The following is a 13,015-nucleotide window of genomic DNA, read 5'->3' on the forward strand; positions in this document are numbered from 1 at the left end:
GGAGCTGCCCACCATGGCAATCATTCCCCTCGTCGAGCAACCGAAAGGACTCATATCGCGTTTCGCCGCAGCGTACGGCCGGCGCCGGTTCGGTAGGGACGTCGAGCCGCTGCAGGCGGGCTTGCACCACTCGGGCGTTTTGGTCGCCGCCGGCCTGATCGAGACCGCGGCAGAGAAGGGTTGGAAGAAGCTCGACCCGCACCTGGCGCTGCTCGCGATCCAGGCATCCTCCGGCGCCATCGGCTGCACCTGGTGCACCGACTTCGGCTACTACGAGAGCCTCCAGAAAGGGCAGGACCCGGAGAAGGTTCGGGACGTACCCGTGTGGCGCGACAGCAGTGTCTATTCGGAAAAAGAAAGGGTCGTCCTGGAGTACGCCGAAGCCGCTTCAGCCACGCCGGTCGTGATCAGCGACGATCTGGCCGCGCGCCTGCACGACCACTTCAGCGACGAGGAGATCGTTGAGTTGGCGGCGTGGGTGGCTCTCGAGAACTATCGCAGCCGCTTCAACGCAGGTCTCGGTCTGCGAAGCCAGGGCTTCTCGGACAGCTGCATCGTGCCGGCGAGCGCGTGACCGAAACCACCGCCTCGGAAGATCTGTTCACGAAGGAGCGTGCGCGCCTTCTGGGCCTGGCCTACCGGGTCCTCGGGAGCCTGGTCGACGCGGAGGACGTGGTCCAAGAGGCATGGATCCGCTGGTCGGCCGCCGACCGAGAGGTAATCGAACGGCCGTCTGCGTGGCTGACGACGGTCACTACCCGCATAGCGCTCGACCGCCTGAAGTCGGCGCACCGGCGTCGGGAGAAGTACGTCGGCCCGTGGCTCCCCGAGCCGATAGTGACGGCGCCGGGGCCGGAGGAGGCGGCCGAGGCGGCCGAGACGCTCACTCTCGGGTTCCTCGCCATGTTGGAACAACTCGATCCGGTGTCGAGGGTGGTCTTTCTTCTGACCGACGTGTTCGGTTACTCGTCGACCGAGGTTTCCGAGGCCGTCGGAAAGAGTCCGGCGGCGTGCCGGCAGATCGCAACCCGCGCGCGTAAGAAGTTGCAGCGGGCCAGGCCGCACCGACCGACCGCTGCGGACCGCTCGGTCATCGATCGTCTCCTTGCCGCTATCTCGACCGGCGACGCAGAAGCCGCTATGGCCCTGATGTCCGAGGACGTCGTGCTCGTCACCGACGGTGGGCCGAAGAGGCACGCCGCTCGCCGGCCGGTAACCGGTCCGTACCGGGTCAACCGTTTCCTCGCCAGCATCTCCAGGCGGATCTCGCCCGACGTGACTTTCGCGCCGGCGACGGTCAACGCCGCTCTGGGCGTCCTGATGCGCGACCCCGCCGGACAACAGGACGCCGCGATGGCGTTCGACATCACCGACGGCGTCATCTCGGCAATCTGGGTTGTAACCAATCCTGACAAGCTGACTCGCATCGATACCCCTACCTCTCTCTGTTGATCCCCTGATCCGCAGCGGGTCCCAGGCACGCCCACCTGTCGTGATCGGCCTCTAGGTAAATAACCTGGTGGGCATGGCCCCCCCGGACGAGCGCCGCACCGACTCAGGCATAGACATCCGCCCCTATTACACGGACGAGGACCTTGCCGGTTGGGACCCCAACCGCGAGCTCGGCCAGCCGGGGTCGTTCCCGTACACGCGCGGTATCTACCCGACGATGTACCGGGGCAGGCCCTGGACCATCCGCCAGTACTCGGGATTCGGGAACGCAGAGTCGACCAACGAGCGCTGGCGGCTGCTCCTCGCCGCGGGTGGCACCGGCCTGTCATGTGCGTTCGACCTCCCGACCCAGATGGGGTACGACTCCGATCACGTCCGCGCCGAAGGCGAGGTCGGCAAGGTCGGCGTGGCGATCGACTCGATCGACGACATGCGGATCCTGTTGAGCGGCCTCCCCCTCGACCAGGTCACCACTTCGATGACGATCAACGCCACGGCGGCGATCCTTCTTCTCCTCTACGAGCTCGTGGCCGAGGAGCAGGGGGTGCCGGCGGCGAAGCTCGGCGGCACCATCCAGAACGATGTGCTGAAGGAGTACGTCGCCCGGGGCACCTACATCTATCCTCCGCGCCAGTCGATGCGGCTGATCACCGACATCTTCGCCTACTGCCGGGAGAACCTCCCCAGCTGGAACACCATCTCGATCTCCGGCTACCACATCCGCGAGGCGGGTTCGACCGCGGTCCAGGAGATCGCATTCACCATCGCCAACGGGATCGCCTACGTGCAGGCCGCGATCGACGCCGGCCTGCCGGTGGACGAGTTCGCGCCGAGGCTGAGCTTTTTCTGGAATGCCCATAACAACTTCTTCGAAGAGGTGGCCAAGTTCCGTGCCGCCCGCAGAATGTGGGCCAAGATCATGACGGAGCGTTTCGGCGCCAAGGACGAGAAGAGCAAGCTGTTGCGCTTCCACACCCAAACCGGGGGATCGACGCTGACCGCGCAGCAGCCGGAGAACAACATCGCCCGGGTCACCCTCCAGAGCCTCGCCGCGGTCCTGGGCGGGACGCAGAGCCTGCACGCGAACGGGTTCGACGAAGCGCTCGGGCTTCCGACTGCGAGGGCCGCGCGCATCGCTCTTCGGACGCAGCAGATCGTGGCGAACGAGTCGGGAGTCGTCGACACCGCCGATCCCCTCGCCGGGTCCTACTTCGTCGAGTCCTTGACCGACGCCGTGGAGGCGAGGGCCTGGGAGTACCTCGAGAAGATCGACGGAATGGGCGGAGCCGTCGCGGCGATCGAGGCCGCCTATATGCAGGACGAGATCGAGCAGGCCGCGTACGCATACGCGAAGGCCGTCGACACGGTCGAGAAGGTGATCGTCGGCGTCAACAAGTTCGCCGAGGAGGAGCCCGAGCTGACCGAGGTGTTCCCTATCGATCCAGCGCTGGAACGCAGTCAGGTCGAGCGAGTGAGGAGAACCCGGGCAGAGCGCGACCAGGCAGCGGTTGATGCCGCGCTGAAGGAGTTGGACCGGGCCGGGCGCGGAACACAGAACCTGCTTCCCCCGATGAAAGAGGCGCTTCGGCGCCGGGCAACGCTGGGCGAGGTGAGCGACGTGCTGCGGGGAGTTTTCGGCGTTTACCAGCCGAGCAGGTAGGAGAACATGCCGGTCCGTTTCGTAATCATCGGTGGGGGCCCGGGCGGCAACACGGCCGCGACGTACGCGGCGCGCCTCGGAGCAGAAGTGACCCTGATCGAGCGAGACGTCGTCGGAGGCGCGGCCCACCTGTGGGACTGCATTCCCTCCAAGACGATGATCGCCACCGGTGGCGCCATGAGCTTCACCAGGAGGGTGGAGGGCATGGGTCTCGCCCACCAGGACCCGATGCTCGACCTGGTAGCGCAACGCAAGAGGATCGACAGCATCGAGGCCCACCTGCGCGACCAGGTGACGACGCTTCTGGACAGTCAGGGCGTCCGGATCATCCGGGGGAGCGGCCGGATGAAAGGCCCCCACGAGGTCTTCGCGGAGACCGACACTGGGGTCGAGGAGATAGAAGCCGACGCGGTCCTGATCTCGACGGGCAGCCGGCCGCGGATCCCCGACTGGGCGACACCCGACGGCGAGCGGGTTCTCACCACCCGGCAGGCATACCCGCCTCCCCAGATGCCGCAGCACCTGGTCGTGATCGGATCCGGCGTTACGGGTGTCGAGTTCGTGCACATGTTCAGCTCGTTCGGCGCGAAGGTGACGCTGATAGTCAGCCGCCAGCAGGTGCTTCCGACGAAAGACCCTGAGGTGGCTGCCGCGCTCGAAGACGAGCTTCTTCGCAGAGGCGTGAAGTTGCTGAAGGGTGCACGCGCGGAGGGCATCGAGTTGAACGGAGAGTCGGTAGCGGTGCTATGCGACGACGGGCGCGTTGCCCGCGGCACGCACGCGTTGCTTGCGATCGGATCGATACCGAACAGCGAAGGTATTGGCCTGGAGGCGGCCGGCGTCAACGTCGATGGCGGATACATCCCGATCAACCATCACTGCCAGTCGAACGTGGCGCACATCTACGCGGCCGGGGACGTGTCAGGAAAGCTGCCGCTCTCTTCGGTCGCTGCAATGCAGGGACGAAAGATCGCCGAGCATGTGATGGGGCTGCACACGCGCGAACACCGGCACATCGACTACGAGAAGGCCGCGTCCGCGATCTTCACCGAGCCGGAGATCGCCGAGGTCGGCCTCGCGGAGGCCGAAGCGTTCGCCACAGGACGCAAGATAAGGGTGACCAAGGTTCCCTACGCGGCGGCGGCGAAGGCGTTGATCAACGACGACCCGACCGGGTTCGTCAAGATCCTCTCCGACCCGGCCACCGGCGTTGTTCTCGGCGGGTCGATCGTCGGGCGCCATGCGGCCGAGTTGATCTCGGTGATCGCGCTGGCCGTGACCGCCAACCTGAAGGTGACCGACATTGTCGAGAGCGTCCTCGCGCACCCGACCCTGTCCGAGGCGATCGCCGACGCAGCCGAATAGTTCAGGTCGCTAGTGGGCCGGAGGGTCGCACGTAGCTTCCCAGGCTTGTTACCGGGAACGAGACGATCGACCCCGGAAACGCGACCACCAAGGACGATGGCGTGAAGTACCACACCGAGAAGTTGCCGGCCGACGGGCTCGACACTCCGTCCGCCTTCATCTGCGCGACGGCCGTCGTGGTCAGGTACGCCCGGTAGTTGCCTTGGAACAGGTCGTCGAGGCTGAGGTTGTGCTCGTTGCGCTGATCGAACGTGACAGCGGTTCGTTTTCCGTCCGTGCAGGTCCACAGGAACGAGCCGAGCCGCGAGTCGTCGCGTTCGACCGCGACGGTGCAGGTCCCGGACAATGTCGAGGCAACCTGCCTCAGGGCGGCGTTCATGCTGGGCTTGCCGGCGAGCTGCGGAACCGGCAATCCGTTGACCCGCCCCATGCTGACCTGAGGCCCCGGCGTCGCCTGGAGCGATGCGCCCGGTGCCGCGGTCGGCGGAGCTTGACCTAGCGCTCCCCCAGTGTCGGACTGGCCTCCGCCGCACGCAGCCAGACCAAGGGGCACAAGGGCGAGCACACCAACCGTTGCGATTTTTCCTAAAAGGATTTGCCCTAAGCGGGTCCGCGCCACGCGTGGCTCGAAACGGGCGGACTTAGCCGCCCGTTTCTCAGCCGGAGGTTCTGCGAACCCGCTTAAGCGGATTTCGGAGCCTCGATCGGATGCGGCATGCACAACTCGTCATATTCGGCGATGACGAGCAGTTCCTTGGGGATGCTGCACGCTGCGCACTCCGGATCGCGGTTCACCTTGAAGGTCCGGAACGACTCTTCGAGGGCGTCGTAGGCAAGCAGCCGGCCGACGAGGGGGTCGCCTATGCCAAGGAGGAGCTTGATCGTCTCCATCGCCTGGATGCTCCCGATGATCCCGGGCAGCACCCCCAGAACTCCGGCTTCGGAGCACGACGGGGCAAGCTCCGCCGGCGGGGGCTCGGGGACCTGGCAGCGGTAGCACGGGCCTTGGTGGGGCAGGTAAACGCTCGCCTGGCCCTCGAAGCGGAAAATCGATCCGTGGACGACGGGGATGTCGAGCTTCAGGGACGCGTCGTTGACGAGGTAGCGGGTCGGGAAGTTGTCGGTCCCGTCGAGGATGATGTCGTAGCCGGCGAAGATGTCCAGGACGTTGTCGGCGCCGAGCCGGACGTCGTAGGTGACGACGGTTACGTCCGGGTTGAGCGCGGTGAGGGTCTTCTTGGCGGAGTCGACCTTGCGCTCCCCGATGCGATCCATGTTGTGGAGGATCTGCCGCTGGAGGTTCGAGTCGTCGACGACGTCCATGTCGATGATTCCGAGCGTCCCGACCCCGGCCGCCGCGAGGTAGAGGGCGGCCGGTGACCCGAGCCCGCCGGCTCCGATCAGGAGCACCTTCGAATCGAGCAGCTTCGCCTGGCCGGCGACGTCGACCTCGGGCAGCAGAATGTGGCGCTGGTAGCGGTTGCGCTGGTCCGCGGTGAGGCTTACCGGCGCCCTCCAGGAACGGCCTTCGTCCTTCCACTTGTTGAACCCGCCGATCATCGAGACGACGTCCGAGTAGCCGAGCTGCGCGAGGGTGTCCGCGGCGAACGCCGAGCGGGTGCCGCCGGCGCAGTAGACGACGATGTGGGCGTCGTGGTCGGGCAAGCGGGACTCGATCTGGCTTTCGAGATGCCCGCGGGGGATGTGGATCGCGTTCGGCAGCGCGCCCTGCTCGTACTCATCGGGCTCGCGCACATCGAGGACAACGGTCCCCGGCTTGGCGACCTCATCGGCGGCCCCCGCCGTGTCCACCTCTTTGATGCGTGCCTTGGTGTCCTTTAGCAGATCCCGGAACGTCGCCATGCACTAAATGCTACCGGTACGGTCATCTATGTGACTTGTCAGGTGCCCTATGGAACTCGCTGAGGTATTGAGCCGGCGTCGGATGTGCCGCAACTTCACCGGGGACCCTGTGCCCTCAGATGTCGTTGACCGGCTGCTCGACAGGGCGAGTCGGGCCCCGTCGGCGGGCCACACGCAAGGTTGGTCGTTTTTAGTGCTCGACGGGCGAGAGCAGGTAGACGGGTTTTGGCGCGCCGACGCAGACCCCGTGTGGCTCGAGAACCCGACGCTGCCGGGCGTATTGCGAGCCCCGGTGATCGTCGTTCCGCTGTGCAGCGTGCGCGCCTATCTCGACCGGTATTCCGAGCCGGACAAGATCGAACACGGCATGACCACCGAGGACGCTTGGCCGGCGCCGTTCTGGGTGGTCGACGTTTCGTTCGCGACGATGATCCTTCTTCTGGGTGCGGTGGAAGAAGGCTTGGGGGCGTTGTTTTTCGGGCTACGCGGCGATCGGGCGCGCCTGCGGGACGCGTTCGGGATTCCGGCGGGGTGGGACCCGATCGGAGCCGTCGCTCTCGGCTGGCCGGCGCCGGAAGGCGGACCCGTGGGATCAGCGGTGCGAGGCCGGCGGCCGGTCTCGGAGGTGGTCCATCGCGGCCGCTGGTAAGCATGTCACGGCCGGGCGTGGGGCTGGGGTCCCCACGCTTCCGGAGGAGGCGGGGTTGGGGCCCCGCCGGGCCAATGTCGTAGCGCCATTCAGATGATCTGCGGGAGGACGTCGCTTATCGATCCGCGCAAAACGACGTCGGCAATATCGTCGTAGGGGGTTTCTTCAGCGTTGACGATCACCAGGGCGGATCCGGCCCGCTTGGCGAGAGGGACCAGACCGGCCGCCGGATAAATGACCAGGCTCGAACCCACGGCAAGGAACGTGTCGCACGTCCGCGCCGCGCGGTCGGCCCGTTCCAGGACATCTGGATCGAGGTTCTGGCCGAAGCTGATCGTTGCCGATTTGAGGATCCCGCCGCACTCGGTGCACGCCGGGTCTGGCTCGCCCGCCCGAACCCTCTCCAGGGTCGGCAGCATCGGCCCTTCGACTCCGCAGTCCCAGCAGACCACCCGCCTCATGCTCCCGTGAAGCTCGACGACCTTCTCCTGGCTGTTCCCTGCCAGCTGGTGAAGCTCGTCGATGTTCTGGGTGACCAGGGCGACCAGCCGCTCCTGGCGTTCAAGCTCCGCGAGCGCTTCGTGCCCCCGGTTCGGCCGGGCGTCCCAGGCCGGCGACGTGAGCCGGTTCTGCCAGGCCTGGCGGCGAACATCGGGATCCTCCAGGTAGTGGGAGAGAGTCGAGGTCTTCTCGGCCGCCGGGTTCCTGGTCCAGACGCCCTGGGGCCCCCTGAAGTCCGGTATCCCCGAATCGGTCGAGATGCCCGCCCCGGTCAGGACCGTGACCCTCTTGGGGGCAGCCAGGAGCTCCCTCGCATGCGCCAGCCGGTCCGCCTCGGTCCCCCGGTCGCCGTCCATCACTCCAGTGTCTCAAATGGCCCTTGCGGACCGGTTCAGAGTTGGATAGCATGAAATAGCTTCTTATTTATTGAAAAAGACTGAGGAGTTCACAGTGCTACCGATGGTGACGTTCCAGTCAGAAGTGCTCAGGGTGGAACCCTGGGTGGACGACGTGATCGACAAGGTCGGGTTCGATCCCCGCTCGCAGTACGTCGAACGCTTCTGGCTTTCGATCATCGGCCCGAGCACCACGTGGCTGATGAGGCGAGTCGCAGCCGGGTTCGACGCCAGCCCGCAGGGGTTCGACCTTCCGCTCGGGGAGACCGCCCGGGCTTTGGGTCTGGGCGACAAGGGCGGCCGGCACTCGCCGTTCCTCCGGACTGTCAACAGGATGATCCAGTTCGAGCTGGCCAAGGTCATCGGACCCGAGCAGCTCGCGGTCAGGCGCCGGCTGCCGCCCCTCAGCCGGCGCCACACCGTCCGCCTGTCGCCGGCGCTCCAGGAGGCTCACGACCGCTGGCAAGCCGACCAGCTTCTCGACCCACCCGAAGACGGCCTGCGCAAGCGGGCGAGGCATCTCGCCCTCAGCCTGCTGGAGCTTGGCGAGGATCCGGAGGCGGTGGAGCGCCAGCTCACCCGTTGGCGCTACCACCCGGCCCTCGTCAAAGATGCCGCCGCCTGGGCGACCGAGCGCCACCGATCGGCGATGGCCGCTGCTTCGGGCTGATCTGCCACGCCGGCAGACTGCCGGCGTGGCTTAGCCTTGTTATTGATGGAGGTGAAACGGCCGAAGCTGCCACCCGCCGAGTACGTGCAGCTGCCCGGCAGGGGCCGCACGTGGGTGTACAACAGCGGTCCCGGGCCCGCGGGCGACGCGTCTGCGGTCGTCCTGCTCCACGGCTGGACGTCGACGGCCGGCCTGAATTGGTACCGGTGCTTCGGCCCCCTGTCCGAGGACCACCGGGTGGTCGCGCTGGATCACCGGGGCCACGGCAGAGGGATCCGCAGCCGCCGCCCGTTCCGGCTGGAGGACTGCGCCGACGACGTCGCCGCGCTGATCGACCGCTTGGAGATCGGGCCGGCGATCGTGGCGGGCTACTCCATGGGCGGCCCCGTGGCGCAGCTGTTGTGGCGGCGCCACCCGTCGAAGGTCAAGGGTTTGGTGCTCGGGGCGACCGCAGCTCGTTTTGCGGTGCGGCGCGAGTTCGGCGGCCTGATGGCAGTGGCCGGCTACGGCCTGTCTCTGGCCCTCTCAGGGATCCCCTACGAAGCCCGGCAGTGGGGCGTCAGCTACGTGCTGCGCAACCGGTCCGCGATCGCCGGAACCGCCGAGTGGGCGATCCAGGAATGGGAGCGCAACGACCCCGCAGCGATGATCCAGGCGGGCCTCGCACTAGGCCGGTTCGACTCGACCACGTGGATAGGGGACGTCGACGTGCCGGCGGCGGTCCTCGTCACGACGCTCGACACCACTGTCTCCCCCAGACGGCAGCGCCGCCTCGCGAGCCTGATTCCCGGCTCGCAGACGTTCGAGGTGGAGGGAACCCACAGGGCGTGCGTAGACGAGGCGAGGGTGTTCGTGCCGGCGCTGCGCGCGGCGTGTCAAATGGTGGAACAGCGCGCCGAGGTCACGTCGAAGGCTTGAGGGATCCCGAGATCTGTCTGGCGGACTCGGCGACCGCAGCGCCGTAACGCCGGCCCGGTTGACGGCTGGTCCGGTCGATGGGCCCCGAAACCGACACCGCCGCAACGACCTCGGAGTCGACGATGATCGGTGCGCTCACCGAGGCCACCCCTTTTTCCCGCTCCTCGACGCTCTCCGCCCACCCGCGCTTGAGGACGTCCGCGTCGCATCTGAGGACCTTCGCCGCGGACCCTCGGTCCATGGGCAGGGTCGCGCCGACCTGGACGATGGTGCGGAGGCTGTGGGGGGATTCGAGGGACATCACGCAGACCCGGCTCTCTCCCGAGCGCACGTACAGCTGGACGCTCTCTCCCGTTTGGTCGCGCAAGTTGACGAGAGCGGGAGTTGCCGCTTCGACGATCGTTTTGCGCCTGGCGCCGCCGGCGCTGCCGGCCAGGCGGGCGAGGCCCGGGCCAAGCACGTAGCGGCCGGTACCGTCCCGGGCGACCAGCTCGTGGGTCTCGAGCGCCGATGCCAGCCGGTGCGCCGTCGCCCGAGGGAGGTCTGTTTGCGCCGAGAGCTCCGAAAGGGCGGCCGGCCCCGTAGCGAGCGCGGTGAGGATCGAGATCGCCTTGTCCAGCACGCCGACGCCGCTTAGACTCTCTCCCACAACCCGGAACACTATCTCAATATGTGGGACAGCTTATGAACCATCCGAGTACGCTCGCCGACAAGGTTTGGGAACGCCACGTCGTCTGGTCGGGCAAGGACGAGCCCGACCTTCTCTACATCGATCTTCACCTCGTTCACGAGGTGACCTCACCTCAGGCCTTCGACGGTCTCCGCCTGTCGGGGCGCAAGGTCCGCCGGCCGGATCTCACCTTGGCGACGATGGACCACAACGTCCCGACCACCGCGTTCGATCAGCCCGTCGAGGACCCGATCTCTGCGCGGCAGATGGAGGTCCTTGCGGCCAACTGCGCCGAGTTCGGCATCCGGCTGTTCGCGATGGGCGACGCCCACCAAGGGATCGTTCACATCATCGGCCCGGAGCTCGGCCTGACCCAGCCGGGCATGACCATCGTGTGCGGGGACAGCCACACATCGACGCACGGGGCGTTCGGTGCCCTCGCTTTCGGGATCGGGACAAGCGAGGTGGAGCACGTCCTCGCCACCCAGACCCTGCCCCAGCGCCGGCCGAAGACGATGGCGGTCACGGTCGACGGCGCTCTTCCTGCGGGTGTCACCCCGAAGGACGTCGTTCTCGCCATCATCGGTGAGATCGGTACCGGCGGCGGGATGGGTCACGTGATCGAGTACCGGGGATCGGCGATCCGATCGCTTTCGATGGAAGGCCGGATGACCGTGTGCAACATGTCAATCGAGGCGGGCGCCCGGGCAGGTATGGTCGCCCCCGACGACACGACGTTCGAGTACTTGGACGGGCGCCGGCACGCCCCGGCCGGGGCGGGCTGGGAGCGGGCGCTCGACGATTGGCGGTCGTTGGTCACCGACGAGGGAGCTTCCTTCGATAAAGAGGTTTCGCTCGACGGCGGGTCATTGACGCCGTTCGTCACGTGGGGAACCAATCCCGCTCAGGTCGTTCCGATCGGGGGATCGGTTCCCTCGCCCGACGAGTTCGCCGAGCCTTCCCAGCGCGACGCGGCGGCAAGGGCTCTCGCTTACATGGGCCTGGCGTCGGGGACGAAGGTGCGGGATGTGAGGGTGGACACTGTTTTCATCGGGTCGTGCACCAACGGCCGCATCGAGGATCTGCGTGCGGCCGCGGCCGTGGTCGAAGGCCGGCGGGTCGCTCAGTCCGTGCGAGCGCTCGTCGTCCCCGGTTCCGGCCAGGTGAAGGCGCAGGCCGAGAAAGAAGGCCTGGACCGGATCTTCTCTAGCGCGGGTTTTGAATGGCGCAACCCGGGCTGCTCGATGTGCCTGGCGATGAACCCGGACAAGCTCCAGCCCGGCGAACGGTCGGCGTCCACGTCGAATCGCAACTTCGAGGGGCGCCAGGGGCGGGGCGGCCGGACGCACCTGGTGTCGCCGGCGGTTGCCGCGGCGACGGCGGTCGCCGGTCATTTTGCAACCCCGGAGGATCTTCGATGACCGGGCTGCCGGATTCACGGCCGGGCGTGGGGCTGGGGTCCCCACGCTGCCCGGAGGCCGGGGCCAGATCGGTGTCTTGGGGCCCCGGCCGGGCTAGTGATTTGGAAGGCGGTGCCTGATGGAGCCGGTGCGGATCGTGTCAGGTACGGCCGTTCCTCTGGACCGGTCGGATGTCGACACCGACCAGATCATCCCGAGCGACTGGTTGAAGAAGGTGGAGCGGACCGGGTTCGGGAAGGGCCTGTTTTCGGAGTGGCGGGACGACCGGGATTTTGTCCTCAACAAGCCAGAGTACGCCGGCGCCACGATCCTGGTCGCCGGACCGAACTTCGGAACCGGCTCGTCGCGGGAACACGCGGTGTGGGCCCTGATGGACTACGGATTCAAGGCGGTCATCTCGCCCCGGTTCGGAGACATCTTCCGCAACAACGCCACCAAGTCCGGCCTGTTGCCCGTCCAGGTGTCCGCCTCCTTCGGCGAGGCGTTGATGCGAGCGGTCGAAGCAGAACCTGGGCTTGAGGTGACCGTGGACGTCGAGCGCCTGACAGTGTCAGCGCCGGCGGCGGGGCTCGAGTCGGAGTTCCCGCTCGATCCGTCCACCCGGCACCGGCTGCTGGAGGGGCTCGATGACATCGGGCTGACGCTTCTCCACGCGGGCGACATCGACGCGCATGAGGCGCGGCGGCCCGAGTGGATGCCGGCGGTCGGCTAGCCGCACCTCGGGGTATGTGGGGCGAGGTGGAAGTCACCCACGAGGTGCGTCGCCGAACGCATTTCTTGCGATTTGGCACCTATTAGGTGCCTTATTGCAATCAAACCCTTGGCTGAGGCGGCCGAGGCGGCCGAAGTCCCCGAAGTACGCGGCCGGCAGCCGCCAGCCGGCGCCGCCGGCAGCCGCCGGCAGCCGCCGGCGCGAACCCGCTGCCACGCCGGGCGGTAGCGTCAGGCGGGTGAAACGACTAATCCGTGCCGTCGTTTGGATGGGTCTCCTGGCGATGGCGTTGTGGGTGGCACGCTCGGCTCTGAAGGCGTGGATCGATGGTCCGGAGGTGACGCCGGCATCGGGCGGGTGGCCCGACCCTTCCAGCCCTGCGCCTGACCCCCCCGGCGTTGCGCCGACCGCCCCAGCCAAGACCGGCACGCCCGTGCCGGCGAAAGAAGAGACGCAACCGAACGGCAAGGGGGCGGCGGCAACGCGGGACAAGGCGACCGGAAACGGGAAGCCAGCCGGCGAGAAGGCTGCCACCGCAGGAAAGTCCGCCGGCGCCACACGCGGCAAATCTGGCAAAGCCACGTCAGCCAAAGCACCAAAGGCGAAGCCGGGCGACTCCGGCAAGTGGGTCGTCCCTAACGGAACCGCGGAGATCCTCCAGACCCACCCAGTGAAGGCAAAGCTCGCCAGCCGGGTGTACCGGGTGCCGGGCATGCCGATGTACGACCGGACGGTCGCC

At 67.2% G+C, this 13,015-nt stretch carries 14 protein-coding genes; 10 read left to right on the forward strand and 4 right to left on the reverse strand.

The window, feature by feature from the left end; translation table 11 throughout:
* The first annotated feature begins 13 nt into the window (after positions 1-13).
* The 4 genes from VFZ97_03430 to VFZ97_03445 all read left to right on the forward strand — a co-directional run bounded on the left by VFZ97_03430 (position 14) and on the right by VFZ97_03445 (position 4,477).
* Positions 14-574: a carboxymuconolactone decarboxylase family protein gene (locus VFZ97_03430; GenBank protein ID HEX6392466.1), complete on the forward strand. Its 561-nt coding sequence runs from the start codon at positions 14-16 to the stop codon at positions 572-574.
* Entirely contained in the window at positions 571-1,452 is an 882-nt protein-coding gene (sigJ, locus tag VFZ97_03435) for an RNA polymerase sigma factor SigJ (protein ID HEX6392467.1), read from the forward strand. Before VFZ97_03430 ends, sigJ begins: the two co-directional genes overlap by 4 nt.
* A 73-nt stretch (positions 1,453-1,525) precedes the next feature.
* Positions 1,526-3,112 carry a methylmalonyl-CoA mutase family protein gene (locus tag VFZ97_03440; protein ID HEX6392468.1) on the forward strand — a complete coding sequence of 529 codons (1,587 nt, stop codon included), beginning with the start codon at positions 1,526-1,528 and terminating at the stop codon, positions 3,110-3,112.
* Between the two features lie 6 nt (positions 3,113-3,118).
* Positions 3,119-4,477 carry an FAD-dependent oxidoreductase gene (locus VFZ97_03445; protein HEX6392469.1) on the forward strand — a complete coding sequence of 453 codons (1,359 nt, stop codon included), beginning with the start codon at positions 3,119-3,121 and terminating at the stop codon, positions 4,475-4,477.
* A gap of 1 nt (position 4,478) precedes the next feature.
* Here VFZ97_03445 and VFZ97_03450 read toward each other — a convergent pair whose 3' ends face one another.
* Positions 4,479-5,096 (reverse strand): hypothetical protein, encoded by a 618-nt coding sequence (locus VFZ97_03450; protein ID HEX6392470.1) that lies wholly within the window; start codon positions 5,094-5,096, stop codon positions 4,479-4,481.
* Between the two features lie 62 nt (positions 5,097-5,158).
* Positions 5,159-6,340, reverse strand: a complete 1,182-nt coding sequence (gene moeB, locus VFZ97_03455) for a molybdopterin-synthase adenylyltransferase MoeB (protein ID HEX6392471.1) — start codon at positions 6,338-6,340, stop codon at positions 5,159-5,161.
* A 49-nt stretch (positions 6,341-6,389) separates the two neighbouring features.
* Between moeB and VFZ97_03460 the strand changes: the two genes are divergently transcribed.
* Entirely contained in the window at positions 6,390-6,989 is a 600-nt protein-coding gene (locus tag VFZ97_03460; protein ID HEX6392472.1) for a nitroreductase family protein, read from the forward strand.
* Positions 6,990-7,078: 89 nt separating this feature from the next.
* Here the strand turns inward: VFZ97_03460 and VFZ97_03465 are convergent, their stop codons facing one another.
* On the reverse strand, positions 7,079-7,846 hold the full coding sequence (locus tag VFZ97_03465; protein HEX6392473.1) for a Sir2 family NAD-dependent protein deacetylase: 768 nt from the start codon (positions 7,844-7,846) through the stop codon (positions 7,079-7,081).
* Positions 7,847-7,916: 70 nt separating this feature from the next.
* Between VFZ97_03465 and VFZ97_03470 the strand changes: the two genes are divergently transcribed.
* Both VFZ97_03470 and VFZ97_03475 read left to right on the forward strand, forming a co-directional pair.
* Positions 7,917-8,555 carry a hypothetical protein gene (locus tag VFZ97_03470; GenBank protein HEX6392474.1) on the forward strand — a complete coding sequence of 213 codons (639 nt, stop codon included), beginning with the start codon at positions 7,917-7,919 and terminating at the stop codon, positions 8,553-8,555.
* A 45-nt stretch (positions 8,556-8,600) separates the two neighbouring features.
* On the forward strand, positions 8,601-9,473 hold the full coding sequence (locus tag VFZ97_03475; protein HEX6392475.1) for an alpha/beta hydrolase: 873 nt from the start codon (positions 8,601-8,603) through the stop codon (positions 9,471-9,473).
* On the opposite strand, the gene VFZ97_03480 is transcribed toward VFZ97_03475, so the two are convergent.
* Positions 9,457-10,122: an IclR family transcriptional regulator gene (locus VFZ97_03480; protein HEX6392476.1), complete on the reverse strand. Its 666-nt coding sequence runs from the start codon at positions 10,120-10,122 to the stop codon at positions 9,457-9,459. The genes VFZ97_03475 and VFZ97_03480 overlap by 17 nt on opposite strands.
* Before the next feature lie 35 nt (positions 10,123-10,157).
* Between VFZ97_03480 and leuC the strand changes: the two genes are divergently transcribed.
* The 3 genes from leuC to VFZ97_03495 form a co-directional block, all read left to right on the forward strand.
* On the forward strand, positions 10,158-11,564 hold the full coding sequence (gene leuC, locus VFZ97_03485) for a 3-isopropylmalate dehydratase large subunit (GenBank protein ID HEX6392477.1): 1,407 nt from the start codon (positions 10,158-10,160) through the stop codon (positions 11,562-11,564).
* Between the two features lie 118 nt (positions 11,565-11,682).
* Positions 11,683-12,276: a 3-isopropylmalate dehydratase small subunit gene (gene leuD / locus VFZ97_03490; GenBank protein HEX6392478.1), complete on the forward strand. Its 594-nt coding sequence runs from the start codon at positions 11,683-11,685 to the stop codon at positions 12,274-12,276.
* Between the two features lie 238 nt (positions 12,277-12,514).
* A partial coding sequence (locus VFZ97_03495) for a hypothetical protein (protein ID HEX6392479.1) occupies positions 12,515-13,015 on the forward strand: 501 nt, incomplete at its 3' end.

Source organism: Acidimicrobiales bacterium (assembly GCA_036378675.1).
In the GTDB taxonomy this organism is placed as follows: domain Bacteria; phylum Actinomycetota; class Acidimicrobiia; order Acidimicrobiales; family Palsa-688; genus DASUWA01.

Bases quoted from the DNA above. Each gene is read 5' to 3' on its own strand.
- VFZ97_03430 (HEX6392466.1), top strand. From the start codon at position 14: ATGGCAATCATTCCCCTCGTCGAGCAACCGAAAGGACTCATATCGCGT.
- VFZ97_03440 (HEX6392468.1), top strand. From the start codon at position 1,526: ATGGCCCCCCCGGACGAGCGCCGCACCGACTCAGGCATAGACATCCGC.
- VFZ97_03445 (HEX6392469.1), top strand. From the start codon at position 3,119: ATGCCGGTCCGTTTCGTAATCATCGGTGGGGGCCCGGGCGGCAACACG.
- moeB (HEX6392471.1), bottom strand. From the start codon at position 6,340: ATGGCGACGTTCCGGGATCTGCTAAAGGACACCAAGGCACGCATCAAA.
- VFZ97_03460 (HEX6392472.1), top strand. From the start codon at position 6,390: ATGGAACTCGCTGAGGTATTGAGCCGGCGTCGGATGTGCCGCAACTTC.
- VFZ97_03465 (HEX6392473.1), bottom strand. From the start codon at position 7,846: ATGGACGGCGACCGGGGGACCGAGGCGGACCGGCTGGCGCATGCGAGG.
- VFZ97_03475 (HEX6392475.1), top strand. From the start codon at position 8,601: ATGGAGGTGAAACGGCCGAAGCTGCCACCCGCCGAGTACGTGCAGCTG.
- leuC (HEX6392477.1), top strand. From the start codon at position 10,158: ATGAACCATCCGAGTACGCTCGCCGACAAGGTTTGGGAACGCCACGTC.
- leuD (HEX6392478.1), top strand. From the start codon at position 11,683: ATGGAGCCGGTGCGGATCGTGTCAGGTACGGCCGTTCCTCTGGACCGG.